Origin of the sequence: Bacillus sp. FSL K6-1366 (assembly GCF_037976695.1) — a bacterium.
GTDB lineage: Bacteria > Bacillota > Bacilli > Bacillales > Bacillaceae > Bacillus > Bacillus subtilis.
In genome coordinates this window covers 3648614-3670439 of sequence record NZ_CP150268.1, presented here as the reverse complement: position 1 = coordinate 3670439, position 21826 = coordinate 3648614, and the positions used below count along the sequence as shown (strand labels likewise).

28 protein-coding genes are annotated in these 21826 nt (G+C 42.7%); 6 read left to right on the top strand and 22 right to left on the bottom strand.

The annotated features are described in order from the left end of the window. Positions 1-82: 82 nt before the first annotated feature. The 6 genes from moaD to MHI44_RS19265 are packed head-to-tail and all read right to left on the bottom strand — an operon-like array spanning position 83 to position 4243. Positions 83-316 carry a molybdopterin converting factor subunit 1 gene (gene moaD / locus MHI44_RS19290; protein WP_003232366.1) on the bottom strand — a complete coding sequence of 78 codons (234 nt, stop codon included), beginning with the start codon at positions 314-316 and terminating at the stop codon, positions 83-85. Beyond that, a complete protein-coding gene (locus MHI44_RS19285) occupies positions 309-782 on the bottom strand; it encodes a molybdenum cofactor biosynthesis protein MoaE (protein WP_015715811.1) in 474 nt (157 codons plus the stop codon). Before MHI44_RS19285 ends, moaD begins: the two co-directional genes overlap by 8 nt. Next, positions 782-1303 carry a molybdopterin-guanine dinucleotide biosynthesis protein B gene (gene mobB / locus MHI44_RS19280; RefSeq protein WP_029725925.1) on the bottom strand — a complete coding sequence of 174 codons (522 nt, stop codon included), beginning with the start codon at positions 1301-1303 and terminating at the stop codon, positions 782-784. Before mobB ends, MHI44_RS19285 begins: the two co-directional genes overlap by 1 nt. Next, a complete protein-coding gene (gene glp / locus MHI44_RS19275; RefSeq protein ID WP_029317736.1) occupies positions 1264-2556 on the bottom strand; it encodes a gephyrin-like molybdotransferase Glp in 1293 nt (430 codons plus the stop codon). Before glp ends, mobB begins: the two co-directional genes overlap by 40 nt. A 17-nt stretch (positions 2557-2573) precedes the next feature. Beyond that, positions 2574-3593, bottom strand: coding sequence for a molybdopterin-synthase adenylyltransferase MoeB (locus MHI44_RS19270; RefSeq protein ID WP_339202543.1), 1020 nt, complete (start codon positions 3591-3593; stop codon positions 2574-2576). A gap of 50 nt (positions 3594-3643) precedes the next feature. Beyond that, a complete protein-coding gene (locus MHI44_RS19265) occupies positions 3644-4243 on the bottom strand; it encodes a molybdenum cofactor guanylyltransferase (protein WP_014479670.1) in 600 nt (199 codons plus the stop codon). Positions 4244-4379: 136 nt separating this feature from the next. Here MHI44_RS19265 and cse15 point away from each other — a divergent pair, with 136 nt between their 5' ends. Next, positions 4380-5345 (top strand): spore protein Cse15, encoded by a 966-nt coding sequence (cse15, locus tag MHI44_RS19260; protein ID WP_029317734.1) that lies wholly within the window; start codon positions 4380-4382, stop codon positions 5343-5345. A gap of 40 nt (positions 5346-5385) precedes the next feature. On the opposite strand, the gene rok is transcribed toward cse15, so the two are convergent. The 3 genes from rok to ahpA form a co-directional block, all read right to left on the bottom strand. Beyond that, positions 5386-5961 carry a transcriptional regulator Rok gene (gene rok, locus MHI44_RS19255; RefSeq protein WP_339202542.1) on the bottom strand — a complete coding sequence of 192 codons (576 nt, stop codon included), beginning with the start codon at positions 5959-5961 and terminating at the stop codon, positions 5386-5388. A 465-nt stretch (positions 5962-6426) separates the two neighbouring features. Then, positions 6427-6873, bottom strand: coding sequence for a TlpA disulfide reductase family protein (gene ykuV, locus MHI44_RS19250; RefSeq protein WP_213385270.1), 447 nt, complete (start codon positions 6871-6873; stop codon positions 6427-6429). A 70-nt stretch (positions 6874-6943) separates the two neighbouring features. Next, entirely contained in the window at positions 6944-7486 is a 543-nt protein-coding gene (ahpA, locus tag MHI44_RS19245) for a biofilm-specific peroxidase AhpA (protein WP_339202541.1), read from the bottom strand. Positions 7487-7722: 236 nt separating this feature from the next. On the opposite strand from ahpA, the gene mscT reads away from it, so the two are divergent. After that, positions 7723-8526 carry a small-conductance mechanosensitive channel protein MscT gene (mscT, locus tag MHI44_RS19240; protein ID WP_003244994.1) on the top strand — a complete coding sequence of 268 codons (804 nt, stop codon included), beginning with the start codon at positions 7723-7725 and terminating at the stop codon, positions 8524-8526. A gap of 36 nt (positions 8527-8562) precedes the next feature. Here mscT and MHI44_RS19235 read toward each other — a convergent pair whose 3' ends face one another. From MHI44_RS19235 to fadH, 13 genes are all read right to left on the bottom strand, one after another. Next, positions 8563-8808 (bottom strand): YkuS family protein, encoded by a 246-nt coding sequence (locus MHI44_RS19235; protein ID WP_003232382.1) that lies wholly within the window; start codon positions 8806-8808, stop codon positions 8563-8565. Positions 8809-8869: 61 nt separating this feature from the next. Next, the gene (locus tag MHI44_RS19230; RefSeq protein ID WP_119899295.1) at positions 8870-9994 is read right to left on the bottom strand and encodes an N-acetyldiaminopimelate deacetylase; all 1125 of its coding nucleotides are present in this window, start codon (positions 9992-9994) and stop codon (positions 8870-8872) included. Between the two features lie 69 nt (positions 9995-10063). Next, a complete protein-coding gene (gene dapD / locus MHI44_RS19225; protein ID WP_003218680.1) occupies positions 10064-10774 on the bottom strand; it encodes a 2,3,4,5-tetrahydropyridine-2,6-dicarboxylate N-acetyltransferase in 711 nt (236 codons plus the stop codon). Positions 10775-10878: 104 nt separating this feature from the next. Further along, complete coding sequence (locus MHI44_RS19220; protein WP_003245242.1) at positions 10879-11334, bottom strand: flavodoxin; 456 nt, start codon at positions 11332-11334, stop codon at positions 10879-10881. 15 nt (positions 11335-11349) lie between these two features. After that, on the bottom strand, positions 11350-12243 hold the full coding sequence (locus MHI44_RS19215; RefSeq protein ID WP_339202540.1) for an exo-alpha-sialidase: 894 nt from the start codon (positions 12241-12243) through the stop codon (positions 11350-11352). Next, complete coding sequence (locus MHI44_RS19210) at positions 12233-12709, bottom strand: flavodoxin (RefSeq protein WP_339202539.1); 477 nt, start codon at positions 12707-12709, stop codon at positions 12233-12235. Before MHI44_RS19210 ends, MHI44_RS19215 begins: the two co-directional genes overlap by 11 nt. A gap of 111 nt (positions 12710-12820) precedes the next feature. Next, positions 12821-13702 carry a transcriptional regulator CcpC gene (ccpC, locus tag MHI44_RS19205; protein WP_339202538.1) on the bottom strand — a complete coding sequence of 294 codons (882 nt, stop codon included), beginning with the start codon at positions 13700-13702 and terminating at the stop codon, positions 12821-12823. A 147-nt stretch (positions 13703-13849) separates the two neighbouring features. Next, positions 13850-14293, bottom strand: coding sequence for a cyclic-di-AMP-binding protein CbpB (gene cbpB, locus MHI44_RS19200; protein ID WP_003218674.1), 444 nt, complete (start codon positions 14291-14293; stop codon positions 13850-13852). A 137-nt stretch (positions 14294-14430) separates the two neighbouring features. Continuing rightward, positions 14431-14628: an AbrB antirepressor AbbA gene (gene abbA, locus MHI44_RS19195; protein WP_010886502.1), complete on the bottom strand. Its 198-nt coding sequence runs from the start codon at positions 14626-14628 to the stop codon at positions 14431-14433. Positions 14629-14761: 133 nt separating this feature from the next. Continuing rightward, on the bottom strand, positions 14762-15280 hold the full coding sequence (locus tag MHI44_RS19190; RefSeq protein WP_003232389.1) for a ribonuclease H-like YkuK family protein: 519 nt from the start codon (positions 15278-15280) through the stop codon (positions 14762-14764). 110 nt (positions 15281-15390) lie between these two features. Then, positions 15391-15630, bottom strand: a complete 240-nt coding sequence (locus MHI44_RS19185) for a DUF1797 family protein (protein WP_003218671.1) — start codon at positions 15628-15630, stop codon at positions 15391-15393. A gap of 615 nt (positions 15631-16245) precedes the next feature. Then, positions 16246-17469, bottom strand: coding sequence for an EAL-associated domain-containing protein (locus MHI44_RS19180; RefSeq protein WP_212060948.1), 1224 nt, complete (start codon positions 17467-17469; stop codon positions 16246-16248). Between the two features lie 63 nt (positions 17470-17532). Beyond that, positions 17533-18297 (bottom strand): 2,4-dienoyl-CoA reductase, encoded by a 765-nt coding sequence (fadH, locus tag MHI44_RS19175; protein WP_003232398.1) that lies wholly within the window; start codon positions 18295-18297, stop codon positions 17533-17535. A 142-nt stretch (positions 18298-18439) separates the two neighbouring features. On the opposite strand from fadH, the gene MHI44_RS19170 reads away from it, so the two are divergent. From MHI44_RS19170 to MHI44_RS19155, 4 genes are all read left to right on the top strand, one after another. Beyond that, entirely contained in the window at positions 18440-19300 is an 861-nt protein-coding gene (locus tag MHI44_RS19170; protein ID WP_003232400.1) for a metallophosphoesterase, read from the top strand. Positions 19301-19356: 56 nt separating this feature from the next. Further along, positions 19357-19851, top strand: coding sequence for a L,D-transpeptidase family protein (locus MHI44_RS19165; RefSeq protein WP_072174092.1), 495 nt, complete (start codon positions 19357-19359; stop codon positions 19849-19851). A 75-nt stretch (positions 19852-19926) separates the two neighbouring features. Continuing rightward, positions 19927-21219, top strand: coding sequence for an MFS transporter (locus MHI44_RS19160; protein WP_339202537.1), 1293 nt, complete (start codon positions 19927-19929; stop codon positions 21217-21219). Between the two features lie 125 nt (positions 21220-21344). Next, entirely contained in the window at positions 21345-21809 is a 465-nt protein-coding gene (locus tag MHI44_RS19155) for a YkyB family protein (RefSeq protein WP_003232406.1), read from the top strand. Positions 21810-21826: the final 17 nt, after the last annotated feature.

Sequence of the window (21826 nt, the reverse complement as noted above, 5' to 3'; positions counted from 1 at the left end):
AGAAAATCATTGTATGCTGAGGATACTTAGGGATATGCCAATGAAATACAGAAAACCGGACGGCTGAAATGCCGTCCGGTTTTCATCCCCCGCTGACCGGCGGTATGATGGCTACCGTGTCACCTGAAGATACAGAGGTATTTTCTTTCACATAGCTTTCGTTAACGGCAATCATAGCCGTATCAATAGATTCAAGACCGTATTGTTCTTTTAGACTCGCTTTTATTTCATCTGTGGTTGCTTGTTCCATATCTATTTCTATTGCTTGTGTACCGGCCTGTTCAGCCAGTCCTGCAAATAAAAGAATTTTAATCATGCTGCTCTCCCTCGCTTAGGTCTGGTTTTCCGTTCGGATAAGCTGTTGTTTCTAGCTGGTCACCGATCCATTGCTCACCGTCTTCCCAAATTTCTTTTTTCCAAATCGGCACAATCTGTTTAATGCGTTCAATCGCATACTCATTGGCTTCATATGCGGCTTTTCGATGGGGAGAAGATACAGCAATCACTACCGCTGCTTCACCGATATCGAGCACACCTATACGGTGCGTGATCGCAGCTGAGGCACCTTCCCATTTTTCTTCGATTTCAGCGCCGATTTGAGCAAGCATTTGCACGGCCATCGGTTCATATGCCTCATATTCAAGCCGAACCGTTCTTTTTCCGTTTGTCCATTCCCGAACCGTACCAATAAATGTCGTAATGGCTCCTGCTTCCCGTTTCTCCACTTTTTTAATGATGTCTTCAGTATTAATGGGTGTTTTCGTAATCTCAAACCGTTCCATTATGCAGATTCCCCCTTCAGCTGTGAAAGCACAAAATCCACGGCAACCGGATCATCCGCATGAAAAACGGGTAATCCCTGATGCTCTGTCATATGCTCTTTTTTTCTATAGATGATGGCGATTATATTTACTGCTTGCAGCGCTTCCAGATCTTCCTTTTCACTTAGGATAACCACTTTAGGATAAGGGGCTTTTTTAAAGCCTTCAATCAGAAGACAGTCTGTTTCGAGAAATTGGTATAACTCGACCAGCCGTGCCAAATCCCAATTGCGGCGGGCAGTCAGCTGTAACACACCAGCACCTTCTACCGCTGTTACATCAGCACCTGCCGCCTTGTAACGGTCCGTGTCTTTTCCTTCCGTGAGCGTTTGCGGTTCACCGCCGTGACCATGGTGCTTCAGGCAGCCCAAATGGACTCCCTGTTCAGAGGCTTTTTCAAGAATGCGCTCAATAAACGTTGTTTTCCCGCTGTTTTGAAATCCTACAACTTGGACGATCGGGAAAGGACGGACCAAGGCCATTCACTTCCATTCTCTTCTCTGATGAGCAGCACTTGAACCGTTCTGCCAGATTCGTAGCCTCGCGTGCCGCCCGGCAGGATAATAAATGCATTGGCATCTGCAAGTGATGTGACAGAGCTCGACTTATCTAAGCCAACGGGTGTCGCCAACAGCTTCCCTTCCTGATGGTGCACGAGCGCACGAACAAATCGGGTAAATGGGTTCGGCTTCGGAAAATCCTTGGTCAAAACAGCTTCCGCACAAATTGAATGCGGTGTTTCATTGAGCAGCCATGTCTGGATTATCGGTTTGACAAACAGTTCAAAACCGACATAGCATGCCGACGGATTACCAGAAAGGCCAAACAGCAGCATATCATTTGCATGCGCCACCGTTGTCACGCTGCCCGGGCGCATGGCAACTTTATTAAACAGCACGTCCGCTCCGAGTTTTTCATAGATCGCAGGCAAAAAGTCAAAGTCACCGACTGACACACCGCCAGTTGTGATCAGGAAATCCACCTTTTTCATCGCTTCTTTAACTGCAGCAAAGCTTTTATCCAGTTCATCAGAGATTTTCCCTAAATAAAGCGGTGTTGCGCCTGCTTCTATCGCTTGCGCATATACCATACTCGCATTGCTGTTGCGGATTTTTCCCGGTTCCAGCGGATCACTGACATTCAGCAATTCGGTACCAGTTGCGATAATCCCGACTACAGGCTTTCTCACGACAGGCACAGATGCGTATCCGAATGTTGCCAAAAGAGCCGTCACTCCTGGTGTCACCCGGGTGCCCTTTGTCAGTAAAACACTCCCTTTTTGAGCGTCCTCACCTGTTTTTGAAATATTATCCCCCGTCTGAAAGCGGCGTTTTAAAGACATAAATGACTTCCCATTCTCCTCAAAGGTTTGAGTCAATTCAATCATGACGACTGCATCTGCCCCTTCAGGGATTTGCGCGCCAGTCATAATCCGCACGGCCTGAAACGGGCCAAGTTCTTTTTCAGATACTGCTCCTGCTCCAATATGGTCAATAACTTCAAACCGAACTGGGTTTTCACGTGAAGCTTCTGCCGTATCGCACGCTCTGACAGCAAAACCATCGTATGGCGAACGGTCAAACGCAGGTACGTGGTGATCCGCAGTTATATCTTCGGCTAAAAACCGATGAAGGCTGTCTTCAAGCGCCACCCATTCTGTTTCACCTTGTTTTTGAAAATGGCAGACACGCCGAACTGCCTCGTCTACCGGTATCGGTGTTCTTTTCTCCAGCATTCTGACCCCTCCTGTTGTTACAGTCCAATCACTCTTGCCAACACGGAGTTGGCTTCTTTCACATCATTTGTTCCATGCACCAGTGCCCGTCCGTCATTGAAAATGACAATTCTGAAATCCTCGTAAAAAATATGCAGCAAAAACGCATTAGCCTCGACCTTGCCGATTGTTTTCAGCCGCTTAATGAGCTCCTGTTTCGGGATTCTTTTTAATAATTCTGACCTTACCTGCACTGTATCACGGCCGCATAGTACAGCAGCTTTTGGTATGTTCCAATCCTGAAGATAAGGATATACCGCATTTGCTCCGCAAGATGGGCATTCCTCACGGCGTACATGATTAACGTTAATCTTCATATGCGAATTGTTCCAGACATCAAATGTCACAAAACCCCGCTGTATTGCTTCTATTTGGCCGGTTAACAGCTTTAATGCCTCAGCCTGCTGATATGCTGAAACGATATGCACAGCAGGCGGAATAATGCCGGCAGTATCACACGTCGCCCCGCCAACAGGAATTTGCTCAAACAAACAAGACAGACAAGGGGTTTCTCCGGGAATGACAGTCATGAACATTCCCTGGCTGCTTACACAGGCGCCATAGACCCAAGGTGTCTTTGTTTTCTGGGCAAGATCGTTTATCAGCATGCGGGTTTCAAAATTATCTGTCGCGTCGATCACGACATCTGCTTTTTCAATCAGCGGCTCAAGCGTTTCGGCTGTTCCTTCGGTAACATACGCCTCAATATGTATCTCGCTGTTAATCGCTGATAGATGCTCTTTGGCAGCCATGGCTTTCGGCATGCGGAGTTTGGCATCGCTTTCTGTATAAAGCTGCTGCCTTTGAAGATTGCTCCACTCCACATAGTCACGGTCAATAATGGTAATAGTACCGACTCCCGCTCTCGAAAGCCCTTCAGCTCCTGCAGTGCCGAGCGCTCCCGCTCCGACAATCAGCACATGGCTGTCTGCCAGTCTTTTCTGGCCCTCTTCCCCAATTTGCTTAAATCTGATTTGCCGTGAATAACGTTCCTCCATCAAACCTGTTCTCCTTATCTTTTATGTCATCTTATCATGTTATTGCCCCGTCAGTCCCGCTTGAGGGAGTTCGATTTTTCTTCCAAACAGCTAAAATCATCACGTGTATTAATGTTGATAAACTCTGCCGGGTTTGCTCCGATATTTTCAGCCTGTACGTAACAAACCGAAATTCTGCCTAATAAATCTGATATTCTCAACCTCTTCTCAGAAAGCTGATCGTATAGAACTGGCATGATACGTTTGTGGTAAATCGCAATCAATGGCTGCACTTGTCCGTCTGAAATTGGGACTACCGCGTCCGCACCGGCAGTCATCAGACGTTTGAGCTCCAGCATCGTCCTTCTTTGTATCAGCGGTGTGTCACAGGAAAGAACAGTATAAAGATCACCGTCTGTCTTTTTAAAAGCGGTATATATACCAGCCAATGGCCCCATGCCTTGAAATGGCTCAGCATCTTGATACACTTCATTTTCACCGTTTTCTTGAAATCTATCAATAAATTCGGGACGGCTGATGATAACCGTTTGTTCTCCAAGTGCCTCTTTAGCGCATTCGTAAAGCATCCTGCCCTTCCATTTGACAAACGCCTTCGGTTCTCCAAATCGCCGCGAGGCTCCCCCTGCCAGCAGTACGTTTACATGCTTCATATCATCTCACCTCTAGTTTCGTTAAAAGCATAGCAAAAGCAAAGGCTCAACGCTACTGCTTGTCTGTTTATTAAAGAGGAATAGCTGTTCAGTATTTGCATATTGTAGTGTTAACATCATGAGGGAGATGGTTCGAATGAAAAGATCAGGTCCTTTTTTCCACGACGTGTCTCAGGAGAACCTTTATTTAAAATCCGAGCTTTCAAGGTGCCATAAGCTGATTGCTGAACTTGAAGCAAGCTACTTCCATCAGAAAAATAACAAACTGCTCAAAGAAAATACCGATATGAAAGAAAAACTCCAGCAGCTGTCTGCCGAATTAACACATATGTCAACAAAAGAAAAACATGCCTCCCACACCAGCCAAACCCTGCACCAAATAAGAGCTGAACTGCTTGATAAAATCGTTGTTTTGCAGGAGCTTCTATCTGCTGAAACCTATAAACGCAGAGCCGAAATCGAAGAAAAACATAAACTTCATATTGCTAAAGTCAAAATCGAAGAAGAAAATAAAAATCTTCATAAACGGATCAGCGAACTTCAAGCCTCGATTGAGCAGGAACAAAATGCACTGCTTCAGGCAAAACAGCAAGCCGAATTGATAAAAGCCGAAAACGGGCGTCTAAAAGAGCAAATGGTAGAAAAAGAATATCAGCTAAAACATATTAAAATAGAAGTTGATCATATGAAAGATCGAATCATAGAAACGAAAGAAAGACTGCTAGACATAGAAAAAACGAAAGAAAAATTATTTCACGAAACTATTATATCGTATAAACGGCAGCTTGATGAAAGCGATGCCTGGATTGCTTCTCATTTTGCCGATATTGATGGCGGCACGAAACAAAAAGAAAAAACGGAAGAAGAAGCTCCAGCGGTCTACGCGCAGCCAAATCATGTAGAGACTATCCTTGAAGATGTCACCAAACAGATACATGTGCTTCAAAAACAGCTTGCCCGCGCCCAATCATCAGACCAGGCCAAGAGCCATACAATCGAAGAGCTGAAAAACAGAGCCGCTGAAGAAAAGCCTTATCAAAAGTGGGTGTATAAGCTTAATCTTGAAAAAGAAAACAAACCTTCACAGAAAAAACCTCAATAAAAAAACTGCTTGAGCGATGCCAAGCAGTTTTTCTTTATATTTATTCATTTGCTGATTCTGCAGATTCGATTTCACCCTCTAAAATGTACTGCCCGCGATATGGCTTTTTCACTTCCGGGTACATTTTAATTAAGCTTTGCATAAATGTTGTCATATTAGGGATTTCAAGACCGCTTTCTTTTTCAATCTCTTTTTGAAGCTCCGAGCTCTTAATCGCCGCGTTGTGGCGTTTTAATGTTTTAATAGCAGCTTCACGCAGCTTAGCTGCTTTTGATCCCGGTCTTGCCGTTCCTCTTCTTCTTCGTGTTGTTCCGTCTGGTATACCGGCAGGAAGAGAGGAAATAGATTGAAGCTGAGGCTGAACAGACTGCTGCTGTGATTGCGGCTGATAGCTTCTGATTTCCTGAGCCGCAAGCTCAGCGAGAACCGGCAGAGAGTCAGGTTTTTTTTCAGAACGGAAATCCTTTTTGATTTCGGAAGGGCTTCCATTTTTGTCCAGCTCTCTTAATTTTGCGTATATTTTATCACGTTCAATTTGATATTCACGAATGACTTTCACTTCAGCTTCATTTAATTGTTCTAACCGCAAGCGCAAAGCTTCTCTTTCATTAAACATTCCTCAATGTACCCCCTATCAAAATTAACATCTTTAATTAAGATATTAGATTACAAAAGTAATTTTATCAACTATTATTTTAGCATTTTACTATTATATTTACTCTATGAAAAATTCCTTATTTTCTGAAAAAGTTTTATTTTTCAAAAGAGTCCTTTATTCTCAAGGGGTCAAGGGTCTTTCTAGTTTATTTGGTATAATGTTGAAAATATATATTTTACTTACTTCTTTAAAGAAATTTAGTGTAATATCTACAATTTTCGAGTTATGAGATATGAGATTTATCTAAAATTGAGGAAAAACATCAAAAATTAGCTGTGTTTTCTAGCGTATCAATCAAACAAACCATCAATTCCTATACCCAAATTTGGAAAAATAAGCTTCTTACTCTTCTTCCATTGCTTTTTGCACAAATAAAAAACCTGATGTGATCAGGTTTTTAGGAAATACTATTTAGTCAGATACCTATTCCGTTTCAGCCAGAACGCGGTTCACACGTTTTTCAAGCATTTTCATACCGCTCCCGCCGGCTTGGAAGTGACGGAGCTGTCCTGTTTTATCAAACACATAATACGCAGGTACGTATTCATTTTCAAATGCATCGGTTAAAGCATGGTCACTGTCAACAAAAATCGACTGAGTGATATCGTGTTCAGCGGCTGTTTCTTTAATTTTACCAAGGTCAAGATCATCTTCGGAACGGGGCATGTGTACAGCTACAACATTCAGCTGATCTTGATATTTATCACGAAATTCATTCACTTGCGGCATCGCTTCTTTGCACAAGTGGCAGCTGATGGACCAGAAATGAATAAGCGTCGGCTTTTCTCCAATCAATTGCCCTCTCGTCACTTCACCATTTAACCAAGCTTTTTCTCCCGTCAATTCCGGCATGGGCTGACGTAATTTCATTGCTTTTTCCCTCCTATTTAACAGAGTGGTCTAACGAATATGCTAGACCGCTTTTCGTTCTTGGAAAGAATTAAAGTGTTTTTTGGCCTGGTTTCCAGTTAGCCGGACAGAGTCCGCCAGTTTGCAGCGCCTGGAGAACACGAAGCGTTTCATCAACATCACGCCCAATGTTGTTATGGAAAACAGTTTGATATTGAAGATCCCCTTCAGGATTAATAATAAACAATCCGCGCAAAGCCACACCTTCTTCTTCGATTAAAACGCCATATTCCCGGGATACCTCATGGTTTGTATCAGCAGCAAGCGGGTATTTCAGCTGGCCAAGACCGTTTTCTTTGCGGTCTGTATTGATCCAAGCTAAATGAGTATGGATGGTATCAGTTGAAACCCCGATGACTTCTGCATCAAGATCTTCGAACTCGTCATAGCGGTCAGACATTGCTGTAATTTCTGTCGGACAAACAAAAGTGAAGTCCATTGGATAGAAGAACAGCACTGTCCATTTGTCGTTTTTCATGTTTTCCTCAAGACTTACTTTGCCGAATTCTTTGCTTGCAAGGACTGCTTCCATTTCAAAACGAGGAGCTTGTTTACCTACCATACGTTCTGCCATATGTATCCCTCCAATTTATTGTTTGGCTTAAAGGTCAAAATCGCATGAAAATAAAGGGTGATTAACCATTTTTAGTTATATTGCAATGCCATTATATAAAAGCAGATTTCCTGAGTCAATTTTTAACAAATCATGTATGTCTTTGGCTTCGACATTTTTGAATAAAACGTTTAACATGGTCATGTACAGGGTAACTAGTCTCAATGTGCAGCAATCAATTAGAAAAGGAGCTCAACATGGACTTTATTAAACAATATGATTGGGCGGGACTGATTACAAATGCCGGTGTTCTGCTCATTAAACTCGCCATTATGATATTGCTCTATTTTATCGTTCGATCATTAGGCATGAAAATCATTAAACATCTGTTTGCAAAATTCGAGGAGCAGAATAGCTTGTCTATCGGACGTGCACATACGCTCCGAAGCCTGACTCTTAACATATTTGCTTATACATTGATTTTCATATTTTTCGTCATGGTTCTAGATTTGTTTCATTATGATCCAAGCGCTCTTTTAGCGGGGGCAGGAATCGTCGGCCTGGCTGTCGGATTTGGCGCCCAAGGGCTTGTCAGTGACATCGTGACAGGTTTTTTTATTTTGCTTGAGAAACAATTGGATGTCGGAGACTATATTACCGTTTCCACCTTTGATGGAATTGTCGAGCAGGTTGGCTTAAGAACAACTCAAATCCGCAGCTTTGACGGAACATTGCATTACATCCCCAACAGAAACATCACAAACGTGAGTAATCATTCTCGTGGTACCATGCAGGCTCTTGTTGATATTAAAGTGCCGGCTGAAAGAAACATTGATGAAATGATTCATATTTTACAGCAGGTTTGTGATGAGACGGCAGCGGCTCTTCCACAAATAAAAGAAGGCCCAAATGTCATCGGGATTCAAGAACTGGGGACTTCTGAAATTGTAATCAGGGTCATTGCCAAAACAGAAAATATGGAACAGTGGCGAGTCGAACGAGTGTTGAGAAAGGAAATAAAGAACGCGTTCGACCGCGCTTTCCCTAAAGAAACAGAATAAATAAAAGAACCGAAGCTTTTTGCTTCGGTTTTTATATTACTGAATTCTGCTTTCAACTTCGCTGCAAATTTCTTCAGCCGTCATCCCGGAAGCTGTAATGACAGGTGCTTGTGTTACCGTATCGGCTATCCCTTGCACATTATTATCAAGACCTGTTACGACACAGCAGTCACAGCCTTGAGCATCAGCAGGGCTTTTCATCATTACAACGTCATATCCTTTTTCTTTTAAAGCAGCTTCTACATCTGATAATGATTGTTCAATTCCTATTTTTTTAGCCATTTTTGAACACCTCCGTTTACTAGAGTGCTCATTTTATGGAATTTTATTCTTTCATTTGTGCTTAATTGGCATAAACAGAAAAATAACCTGTCATGACATTAACCGCTGTTTCTATCGCATTTTCATCGGGATTCAGCTTAGCATGATGAAGCCCATGTTCAGAATCAGCGCCGAGCCAGAACATGAAGCCGGGATATTTTTTCAGCATGTAGCCAAAATCCTCTCCAGTCATTGCTTCTTTTGCTTCAATTACTGTCGCCAGTTGATGTTCAGCAACAAAAGACATAAATTCTTCTGTTAATCCGCTCGTATTGTAAACTTGGTGATATACAGACGGATATGTCACTTTTCCTTTGCAGCGGAATCCGATTTCGATTCCTTTCACTACATCTTCAATCCGTTCCTTTACTTGTTTCATCGATTCTTCAGAAAGCGTGCGGATCGTGCCTTCCAGGTGGGCCGTTTCTGCAATGATATTTTGTGCCGAGCCTCCGGTAATGGTACCAACTGTAATAACAGCACTGTCTAGCGGATCTGTGTTTCTAGAGATAATCGTTTGCAGCTGGGTGACAAGTGTACTTGCTGCTACAACCATATCCTCAGCCAAATGCGGATATGCCGCATGTCCCCCTTTGCCTTCCAGATCGATGACTAGCTCTGATGTATTCGCAAATAGAAGGCCGCTTTTTGTCGCAATGGTGCCTACCGGAAGCTCTGGAGCAATATGAAGCGCAGTGATGAAATCAGGCTGCCACTTTTTTAATACATCGCTCTCAAGCATTGGTTCCGCACCGCCAGGCCCTTCCTCTGCCGGCTGAAACAGAAAAAGCAAATCATGTTTGACTGGGTGGTGAACAAAATGATCAATAATGCCGAGTGCAATCGTCATATGCAAATCGTGACCGCAGGCGTGCATGTTGCCGTGATGCTCTGATGCGAATGGAAGACCAGTTTGCTCTTCTATAGAAAGCGCATCGATATCGGCTCTGTACGCCAGCATTTTTTCCGGCGCCGTCCCGTTCACTTTTACAAAAAGCCCTGTTCGCCATTTCTCAATTTCAATTCTGTCTTGCGGATATTGTTCCAAGATATTTAATAAATACTGCTGGGTTTTGAACTCCTGAAATCCAAGCTCCGGTATACGATGCAGATCTCTGCGAATTGCGATGAGCTCCTCTATCTTCATTTCTATTCCTCCTGCCTATACGAATAAGGCGTGGATATATTATCCACGCCTTTTTTATCAAACTTTTCCTTACAGCTGGCGTAATTCCTGCTTGATTTCAGTTTTGCCTTTTGTTTTTTCATCAATGTCTTTGATTTTTTTAGCTGGTGTGCCTGCAACGACAGTGTATGGCTCAACGTCGTTTACCACGATCGCTCCCGCAGCAACAACAGCTCCTTTACCTACTGTTACACCTTCAAGCACAACAGCATTTGCGCCGATTACGACGTCGTCTTCAATCACAACCGGTTTAGCGGATGGCGGCTCAATAACGCCCGCAAGTACAGAACCCGCGCCGATATGGCAGTTTTTTCCAACAGTAGCTCGTCCGCCAAGCACAACGTTCATATCAATCATTGTGCCTTCGCCGATGACTGAACCGATATTAATAGAAGCACCCATCATGATGACTGCGTTATCACCGATTTCAACTTGGTCGCGGATGATCGCGCCCGGCTCGATACGCGCTTTGATGTTTTTAAGATCAAGCATTGGGATCGCAGAATTGCGGCGGTCATTTTCAACCACATAGTCTTCGATTTTGCTTTGGTTTTCTTCGATTGCTGTTTGGATTTCGCTCCATTCACCGAAAACGACACCAGTGTTTCCATTGATAAAAGCTTTCGCAGATTCACCGAAATTGATTCCTTCCAGCTCACCTTTCACGTAAACCTTTACAGGTGTAGATTTTGTACTATTTTGAATAAATGAAATAATTTCATTTGCGTCCATCATTTTCATATGTATAGTCCTCCTCCTGATTTTCTACCTCATTACTGTATCAAAGGAAAGATACAAAGACAAGAAAAAAAGGAACAGCCGTTTTAGCAGTTCCCAGTGAGTGATCAGACAGCGCACCCGCTTTTCTTTGCGAATTGTCTCCCGAAGTTTATTAATTCTTCCTCTTCTTCACCTTCTGGATTATTTTCGATTTTTACCGAAGGCAGCACAATGTCTCCACCGCGTTCTTTTATTTTTGCCTCTAGCGTATCAACCGCTCCGCAGAAAAATTCATATGCTGTATCACCGGAACCGAATACAGCGCATGTTTTGCCGGAAAAATCAATCTCCTCCATGTCTTCAACAAGATCTAAAAATTCATCAGGCAGATCTCCGTCTCCCCACGTGTAGGTTCCCATTATGACATGGTCATAATCGGTAAACAGCTGGGCATCATCAATATCCATTGCTTCGAAACGGTCTACTTCTGCTAACGCCTCCTGAAGCCCCTTTTCAATCAAATCTGCCATAGCTTCAGTGTTGCCTGACATTGTTGCATAAACGAGCAAAATCTTCGCCAATTCCTTGTTCCTCCTCTAATGAATCATTGCTGAAACTTCGTACGGCTGGACAAATTTACATTCATACAAGCCTGCGCAAAAGAAATTCTCTTTCTGATTGGCCACTCTCCATCCATGTCCCTTAATGGTATCGAACCATTTTAACGACCGGGCTTCGAGATCAACCTGGTAAATTCTCGAAAAACCATTTTCATCTTGTGTTGTAGTGACATATATAATGCCATCATCCTCTGAAAGATCAAGAAATGATTCTTCATTTCTGATCATACTGGATTGTATGGTGAATTCTTCACCATTCAAAAGATTCCTTACAGCGACAGCACCGTGCTTTCCTTTCACAGAACCCATCCCCGCCACCAGCCAATTTTCATTGAACACGAGCATGGATGCCGTCATCCGGTTTTTTTCTTTTTTGACAACTTGGACAGTGTCACGCTTAATGTCGTAAGCCCAAATGCCGCCAAAATATTCGTGTATTTGCGTGCCGATAAAAAGATTGCCCCCGTGAAGGCATAACGACCGGATAACAGGGGGATTATGAAATTCGGCAAAAGGTTTGGCTACGCGCCATGAGACACCAAAATCATCCGATACATAAATACAATGCTTACCGTGGGCGCAGACAAACCCGTTGTTTCTGCCGGTAATCGCCCACACTGTTGCATTTGTCGGAAAGCTCGACATCGTCCAGGTTTTCCCTTCATCAGCCGAACGAATGACTGTTCCCTTTTCACCAACGCCAAATAAGTAAGGCCCTATGTAGCTGATACAGTGTATCTTACTTTTCAAACGAAAAAGCTTTCTCCAGCCCTGCTCCAAAGAGTAATGAAAAATGCCTTCTCCTTGTACCGCCACAAAATATCCAGAAAACGCCGATGCCGTAACAGCGGTTGCCCCTTTATGAAACATGGATTTTTTCCTTGTTCATATAATCTGCCCATGCAAGAAAACCTCTCGCAAACGCTCGGCAGCTTTCCACATCTTCATCTGTTTCAGGCGCTAATTCAATTTTTAGTGTTTCCTGGTAAACAGCAGCTCCCGCCTCTTGCAGCATGACATTGAACAAATTCACCGCTTCGCAAAACTTTGGATAAGAATAATCGCCAGACCCGAAGCAGGCTGTTTTTAAACCATTAAGCTGAATCTGTTTGACCTCTTCGAAAAAATCCTCCACTTCGTAGGGCAAATCGCCGTCCCCCCATGTATAGGTGCCAATCAGTACATAATCATAGGAGGTTAAACAAGACGCATCCATATCATCTATCTCGACACAATCGATATCCAACTCATATTCCTGAAGCGTATCTTTTATTATGAAGGCAATGTCTTCTGTATTTCCTGACATGCTGGCATATGTAATCAAGGCTTTAGCCATGTTATCACCCCATTAGTTGATAATGATTTTCAATATCATATGTATCACTTTAAATGATAATGATTTTCATCGTCAACAGATAAATAAAAAAAAGACAGCACCTCGCTGTCTTTAAAATGGATTTTCCTGATCCAGCATATCCTTTATCACTTGTACAAAAGCTTGAACTTGTTTCAGTTCAAAGGCAGGCTCATAGCCTAATAACCATGTATCCCGACCGATCGGATGCCCTTTCATGTCTAAAAGAGGCATTTTATTCACTTTATCTTCATTTTGAAGGGTAACAGACGGCAAAATGGCATAACCGATTCCGTGCAGCGCCATCTGTTTGCACGTTTCAATCTGATCAACCAATATCGTCTGTTTCGGCGACGTTTTAAATTTTTGATGCCACCAGTGCTGAATTTCCTGAAAATAAGTGCTATCACTTTTAAACTGGATAAACGGCCGTTCTGTATGGGCAATATCTCCGATGCAGGAAATTTCAGTATCCACTAAATACAGATGATCTGTCATTAAGTAATCTTTGCGCCCCTTCCACTCAGGGTTGCCTCTTATAATGCCGATATGAACCTGATCCTCATACAAGCTTTTCAGCATTTCGCTGCTCCACCCGGTTATGAGCGAGATCTTTGCATTCGGATACTTTTCCACATACGTCTTCAGGACTTTAGGGAGCCAATGCTGACCGATTATGGAGGCGACGGCAAGCTTCAATGTGCCGTGAATTTCACCTTCAAGCTCGTCAATATTTTCTCTTATTCTTTCCTGCTCTAATGTCACATCATTCGCAAACTGAATGATTTTCTCACCGGCGGGCGTTACCGTTAATCCTTTTTGAGATCTTAAAAAGATTTTTGTTCCCCACGCCTTTTCAATGGTTTGTAAGCGCTGAGATAAAGCCGGCTGAGATACAAAAAGCCGTTCTGCCGCCTTTCTCATATTTAATTCCTCAGCTAAAACTACGAGCATATGAAGCTCTTGAAGCTGCATGTCGTCCTCCTTTTTGTTATCAATAAGTTTTTCTTATCTCCCATTCTAATAAAATCTTAGTTTCTTATTCAAGCCCTATTCTCGTTTAAATTATGTATGCGCTTTCTTTTTTCACTCTGCCTATATAATAAAAATAGGCCGTACAGCCTACTTATTCAACGAGCGTATATGCTTATTCAATTCCTTTAAAACGACTCTTCTCGTAAAAATCCCTTCAAATACCTGCTCGTCATTTTCAACACAGACAAATCCGTTATTAATGACCATGCCGAATCCCTTCATAATCGGATCATTGATATGAAGGCGCGGAATGTCGGTCAGCATGACTTCCTCAACAGTGATTTGGTCAAGCTTTTCAAACTCAATTCGCTCAAGTCCAAAAATACTGTTCATGATCATATTTGTCCCGATTAAGCCATGTAAACGGTAGGAAGGATCCAGAACCGGGATGGCAGTGTATCCGGTTTTTGTCAATACTAATAATGCGTGCTCAAGGTTATTTCCGACTTGCACGTGCGCTACTTTGTCCGCCTCAATCATAAATTGTCCGACTGTTGCCTCAAGAAGTTGATCTGATTGTAAGCTTATCATGTTTTCGACCCCTTTTCATTTTCATCATCAATACATTCCCTATATTGCAATAATATAAACTTTATCAGTATTTGTCGAAAAGTTTCCTTTCAATAAAAAAGATACTCTTTGTGGAGTATCAATTATAGGGTGTCCCATTAATTTTCAAATCGAAATCGGTCGTATAGCGTTACAAGTTTTTTGTAGGTGGTTCCGTCAACGTTTTTGGTCCCTGTCTCTATATCGTTGATCTCACTGCTTAATAGCTCGATGGCATACTCATGGTTGATCAGGATATTCAGCAGAAGTTTTTGTTCTTCTTCTGTAAATCGTTCACCGATAAGACTCATTCGCAATCAGGCCCCCTGTTTTATACTGAATACCTCTGAAAGCAAGACAACTTACTTTCAGCTCTACCGCTAGAATAAGTAATCAGATAACAAACGTCAACCGCATAATTCGACATTTACCTTGGCTTTTTCAGCCAAATTATTTTGTGAAACGATTTGCATAGCTGAAGGCAGTGTATGAATCCGGCTTTATTTTGGCCTCAATCCCCATGGAGGTAATACGTCCAGTCATTTCTTGGATCAGATCTTTTGTAAGCCCTTTTTTCCCAATATCCAAGTGAACTTCAAAGGTAAGATCCGCCCCCTCACCGGTAAAGGGCAGGAGCAGATCGGTAATATCCATTAAGTGTCCATCAAGAATATGAGCGGCCGTTTCTTGGCTGTACGCCGTTTCTAACGAAATCTTCTCCCGAAGGCTATGTATGGGTCTGTCGACTGTATGATTTTTCAAGCAGCCCCAAGCTCCCTTGCCTGTACGATGCAAATGCAATGCGGTAATAAACTTTGTGTAATCGCGGTAAACCTGTGAATCGGTTCCGATCGATAACACATAAGAAGAACGGGGGTCCTTTTGAACAAAGGCTTTAAGCCGTTCCATCACATCTTGAAAGGTCATCTGTGCTTCTGAAAGATTATAAAACAGAAAAGAATCAGCCATCACGACACTCCTTTTCAAGGATTTACAACCATGAAACAAGTATGTTCCTTACCGTTTATTTCGATTACTTTTGCAAAGGCGGAAGCTTGTTCCCCCCTATTTCAGGAATCTTACTGAAGAAGTTCAAAGATTTCGATGGAAACCATGTCGATATTATCAAACGGATATGTGTTAGGTTTTTCACCTTTTTGGAAAACCGTCAGTTCAAACGTTTGATTTTTTTCGAAATATTTAACACTGCATATTTTCTCACCATTCACTTCGAAATAGCGCTGCATTGGCTCGTTAGCCGCTTCCGCTGTTTCTTGCAGACTTTGCAGCCGTGTGATGATACCCATTAATTGTGACATTCTAAAAAAAGACTCCTTTCAAAAAGCAACTTCAAATCAACAAGTATTTATTATAATACAAGTTCTATTGAGCATCATACCATAAAGTCGGACAGGATGGCATTTTCACTGCTGAATTTAAGCAAAGAAAAAAAGTGAAAAAAACGATTTTTCTTTAGTTTGAGGCTTTTTTTGAATGTCATGCACACAATTATAATTTTTTTCGAATCTTTGGCAGCATTAAGAATGCCTTTTTGCAACTTTGTCAAAACCTTCTTTTGAATTTTATGGTGAAGTCCCGCGTGGCCATAATCAATGGGAGTCATGCTGGATAGAGGTAAACAACGGAACTGAACACCCGTGCAGCAGTGTCAGGGGTGTTCGGCACTCAATGTTTCTCCCCGTGTTAAACGTTTACCACTAGTTAGGTTTATTGTTTCATTGGATTGTCCTATGCTTTGACAAATAAAAAACTTGGCGGGGGTAGCGCCAAGTTTTTTCGGATCTTGATCTGATAGAGGGGTTGGGGAACAGAGAGTAGCTTCTCTCTATAATTAAATGATAATGATTCTCAGTATCAATGTCAATCGTTTTTTGATATTTTTTTCAATTCATAAAAAAACGGCCTTTCAGCCGTTAAATCAGTCCGTCCTGCTCATATAAATAAGAATAAGGCAAGTCTATAAATAAATACATCTGATCATCCATCGGATATGAAAACGTTCTGATCATTTCACCTGTTTCCAAATCACTGTACAGATCACTGAAAAAACCTTTTCTGAGATTTCTCATTCTCATAATGTTCTCCAGAAAATAAGGGCGCCAGCTCCAGTTCTTTTCCGCATATTCCGGCTGATAAATCCATTCTCCATCTTGCTTAAACACATTTCCCGTCAGCTGATCGCCTTCTTCATCACACATGTAAATCCTGAAGCTGCAATCTGTCAGCTCTTCCGCCAGCTTTTTAATAAAGTCATCATCAGAAGACAGATTGTTTTTTCTCAAAGAGGTCACAGCCTGATGCACTCGTTTGTAAAACTGTTCAGAGTGCTCATAGACGGTCTCCAGTTTCTTTTTCTCATGTGTGATAAATTGGTGAAATTCAGTTTTAAGTCTTTGTTTCAATACATCTCTCTCTAGAAACGTTTCAGATGGAGACACCAAGTAATAGCCCTGAAAATAACGGCCTCCGTTTCTCCAGGCGTACTGAAGCTGGAAGTTCGCCTCAATGTCTTCATACAATAGCGCCGCACCGATTTTTCTTGCTAATAAAGATATGCTGTACAGCACATGCTCATATGACGGTGACGGCTGTGACACTTTCAGCGCCTGCAAATCGATTTTTAACAGATCTGGTGAGAGCAGCGCGATTCTGTCCAAGTTGCTGCTTTCTTTTCCGATGTTGTCAACTGCGATTTTAATTCCGTACGTACGATAGTATGCAAGCATATGGTAGAGCTGCTCAATATCCCCTTCAAAATTGTGCTCTGTAATTTCAAGAACAAAACGGTGGAGTTCGATTCCCTTCTCTTCATATTCTTTCAGAAGCTCCAGAAAGCTTTCACCATGATCCAGCATCAGCAGATTGGCATCCTGATTCATAAAAATCAGCAGATCAGAATCCGACTCTAAAAAGCGGTCAAGAGCCTGGCGGATAATTCTGTTATCAACCTCTAATTTATATTCTTCGGGTATCCCCGCATCTAAAAAGAAGGGCCCGAGACTTTGGATTTCTGAATCTGCCAAAATTCGTCCAAGCACCTCATATCCGACAACCTTCTGCTCCTCGGCACTAAAAATCGCCTGGTAATATGGAAGGACATCATCAATGTTCGTTAAAATATCAAGTGGATCCAACATGTTATCACCTGCTTCTCTATCTTTGTCTGATTATACCACATTGAATCCAAAGATTAATATTCTTTAAAACGGATAAGGATTCAGCCATTGCCCCCCGTCCATTGTGATACAATCCCCGTTTATATAGGATGCTTCATCAGAAAGCAAAAACGCTGCCAAAGCGGCGATTTCCTCCGGTGTGCCCAATCGGCCGAGCGGCACACTGTTCATCGTGCGGGCCATCGCTTTTTCCGATTCAAATAGCTTCTCCGCACCGCCTGTTCGTTCAATCGGTCCGGGGGCTATCGCGTTTGTACGAATGCCGTATTTGCTCCCCCATTCAACGGCCAGCGTTCTTGTCAATGACAATACCCCCGCTTTGGCTGCAGCGGAATGAACGACCCCCGCTCCCGCTCCCCAAGCGTACGTGGCTGCCATATTTAAAATGACACCCTGCTGCTTCTGGTCAATCCAATGCCTTGCCGCTGCTTGGCTGCAAAAAAATGTGCCGTTTAAAACAATCTCAATAACGGCTTTCCATCCATTGGGCGTCAGCTTTTCTGCCGGACAAATAAAGTTTCCGGCCGCGTTGTTAATCAGCGCGTCAAGCCGGCCAAAGGCTTTTACCGCTTCTTTAATCATGTCTGAAGCGGCAGAATCGGAACGGACATCCATTTGAAAACAAGCGACCTGTCCCTCAAAGGTCTGAATTTCTTTTTTTGTTTCCTCAAGTGCCTCATGGTTCCTCCCTGTCACCATAACGTGCCACCCTAATTCAGCCTGTTTTTTTGCCATCGCTTTTCCCATGCCGCTTGACCCGCCGGTAATAATTACCGCCTTTTTTTCCATGTTTATCCCTCCAATTGTGAATGAGTATTCATTCAATAATATTCTATCATTATATCCCTGCCTCTGTCAGCACATGCTCATATGAGATTTTTATCAGATACAGATGATATAATAGAAAAACTCTATTAAAGGTTGGTTTGAAATGAAAAAGATGTCCAGAAGACAATTTCTAAAAGGAATGTTCGGCGCTCTTGCTGCCGGGGCTTTAACGGCCGGCGGGGGATATGGCTATGCCAGGTATCTCGAGCCGCATATGATCGAGACAACCGAACACACAATAAAAAGCTCTCTCATCCCGCACGGATTTGACGGTTTTAAAATCGTGCAGTTCAGCGATGCACACTTGAGTGATTACTTTACTCTCGAAGATTTAAAAACTGTCATTCTTACAATTAATGAATCTAAACCTGATCTCATTGTTTTTACAGGTGATATTATCGATAATCCTGATACGTACCAGCACCACCAGGCAGTCATTCCATTATTGAGAAAGCTTAATGCTCCCTTCGGCAAGCTTTGTATTTACGGCAATCATGATCACGGAGGCTATGGAACTGCCGTTTACAAAAGCCTGATGACGGCCGGGGGTTTCACGGTATATCGCAATGGCTATCAAACATTGTCACTCGCAGATGGCAGCAAAATCGAGATTGCTTCGCTTGATGACTTAATGCTGGGAAACCCAGATTATGAAGGCACCCTTTCAAGGCTGAGCGACAGACTTTTTTCCATTCTTCTCGTCCATGAACCTGATGCGGCCTTGAAAACAACAGATTATCCCGTGAACCTTCAGCTTTCCGGCCATACACACGGCGGCCAGATTCAGCTGCCTTTTTACGGACCGATTATTACGCCTCCATATGGAAAAGTCTACACAGAGGGAATGTATCAAACGGGCAGCACTCATATTTACGTAAACCGAGGCCTCGGGATGACCAGGCTGCCTTTACGGTTTCTGGCCAAGCCTGAAATCACTGTCTTCACCTTAAAAAGCACAAATTAATGTAGCAGGATGGGCTCCTCATCAATACTTATAAGTAAAAAAGGAGGATGAGGAAACTGCTTACGTACCAGGTGAAGCAAGGTGATACACTGAACAGCATCGCGGCTGATTTCAGAATCAGCACGGCTGCATTACTCCAGGCTAATCCGTCACTGCAGGCAGGGCTCACCGCAGGACAGTCCATAGTCATCCCCGGACTGCCGGACCCTTATACAATTCCGTATCATATCGCAGTCTCAATCGGAGCGAAGACCCTTACGCTGTTCCTAAATAATCGGGTAATGAAAACCTATCCCATCGCCGTTGGTAAAATACTAACGCAAACGCCTACTGGCGAGTTTTACATTATTAACCGCCAGCGCAATCCCGGCGGCCCATTTGGCGCTTATTGGCTGAGCCTTTCAAAGCAGCACTACGGAATACATGGGACGAATAATCCCGCTTCGATTGGTAAGGCTGTTTCTAAAGGCTGCATTCGCATGCATAACAAAGACGTGATCGAACTTGCTTCAATTGTGCCAAACGGAACGAGAGTCACGATTAACCGGTAATGTTTTCTTATTTGTTTCAAAAACAGGCGGTTTATAATATGATAAAGTGGGACCTTTAGGGTAAGGAGCGTTTTTATGGATATATTTAAAAATCGTAATTTTGTTCGTCTATTTTTCGCAGCACTCGCTTCTCAAATGGGCACGACAGTAGGCAACATGGCCTTTGCTTTTTTTTTGCTGGACCGATTCAGTAGCCAGCCTTCATATACGACCTTGGCGGAGCTGATGTATTCTCTTCCGACCATATTTGTATTTCTGATCGTGGGAGTCGTCGCGGACCGGTTTGACAGAAAAAAGGTGGCAGAAAATTGTGATTGGATCAGAGCAGGCCTGACTGTCGTGCTTTTTTTCACTTTATTTACCGGCAATATTCCTCTTGTTTTTTGTATCTTATTTATCAGAAGCGCTGTAACAAAGTTTTTCTTTCCGGCAGAAAACAGTTTGGTACAAGCCATTCTGCCGAAGGAGCATTATGCGAAAGCGGCAGGGCTTAATCAGATGCTTTTTAGCATTTTTATGGTGTTTGGAGTCGGTATAGGCGCATTTATGTACAACACCATCGGTATTGAAGGCGCCATTATTCTTGATTTTGTCAGCTTTATCATTTCCGGGCTGCTCATCCGCAGCTGCCGGATTCCAAAAGAAGCCCGACAGCCAAACGGTGCATTCAGCTGGAGAAAGACTTCTGTTAAGGATTCAATAAATGACTTTAGAGAAGGCATCCTCTATATTTTAAAAAACAAATTGCTGGCATCTCTTATTTTTGGCTTCTTTATTTTTGGATTTGTCAATGGAGGATTCGCCGTATTGCCGATGTTTACAATGAAATATGGATTGGCGCCTGACCGTTATGAGTGGCATACGTCTGTATTTACGATCGCACTCGGGTTTGGGCTGCTGGCAGGCAGCGTAATCGGCACGATCATCTCTAAAACAGTGAAGCCGCACTTTTTAATGTCGATACCGATTTTCATTGCAGGTTTGCTGATCTTCGTCCTCGGCTACACCAATATTTTATGGGTGTATTACGCGGCAGCTTTTGCACTGGGAATGTGCATCGGACCGATCAACATTGCAATCGGAGGCTGGATGCCCAAAATTGTTCATCCAAAACTGATGGGACGTGTAAGCGGCATGCAGGACCCTTTTATGATGTTTGCACAGTCTTTGACACTCGGCTTAGTTGCGCTGTTATTCCCTAAGTTCGTTTCAAACATTGATTATCTTTATTACGGCATGGGTGTTATCATCCTGATCGTTTTTATTTTTTATTTTATTGCACTGCCAAAATACAGTGCCCAGGCTGTGGAAGTGAATGTTCAGGAAGCATTTCAAGAACAGCCGAAAAAGAAGGCAAGATCTGTATAATGCAGGTTAAAAATGCGCTTTTTTTCTTAGAAAAAAGCGCATTTTTACATTCAATATTTGCATTTCAACTTTAAAAAAGTATAATCTAAACATATAGAAATTGATAAGAGCAAAGGAGAGAAATAATGGACGACCATGCATATACGAAAGATCTGCAGCCAACCGTAGAAAATCTTTCAAAAGCAGTTTACACTGTGAACCGCCATGCAAAAACCGCCCCCAACCCTAAATACCTATATCTGCTGAAAAAACGGGCTTTGCAAAAGCTTGTCAAAGAAGGTAAAGGAAAGAAAATAGGGCTTCATTTTTCAAAAAATCCAAGGTTCAGCCAACAGCAATCGGACGTGCTTATCTCAATCGGAGACTACTATTTTCACATGCCTCCAACTAAAGAAGACTTCGAACATCTTCCGCATTTAGGTACACTTAATCAATCGTACCGAAATCCTAAAGCTCAAATGTCTTTAACAAAAGCGAAACACCTATTGCAAGAATATGTCGGCATGAAAGAAAAGCCGCTAGTGCCAAATCGCCAGCAGCCAGCTTACCATAAACCGGTCTTTAAAAAACTTGGCGAGAGTTACTTTTAAAATAAAAACAGCCGTGC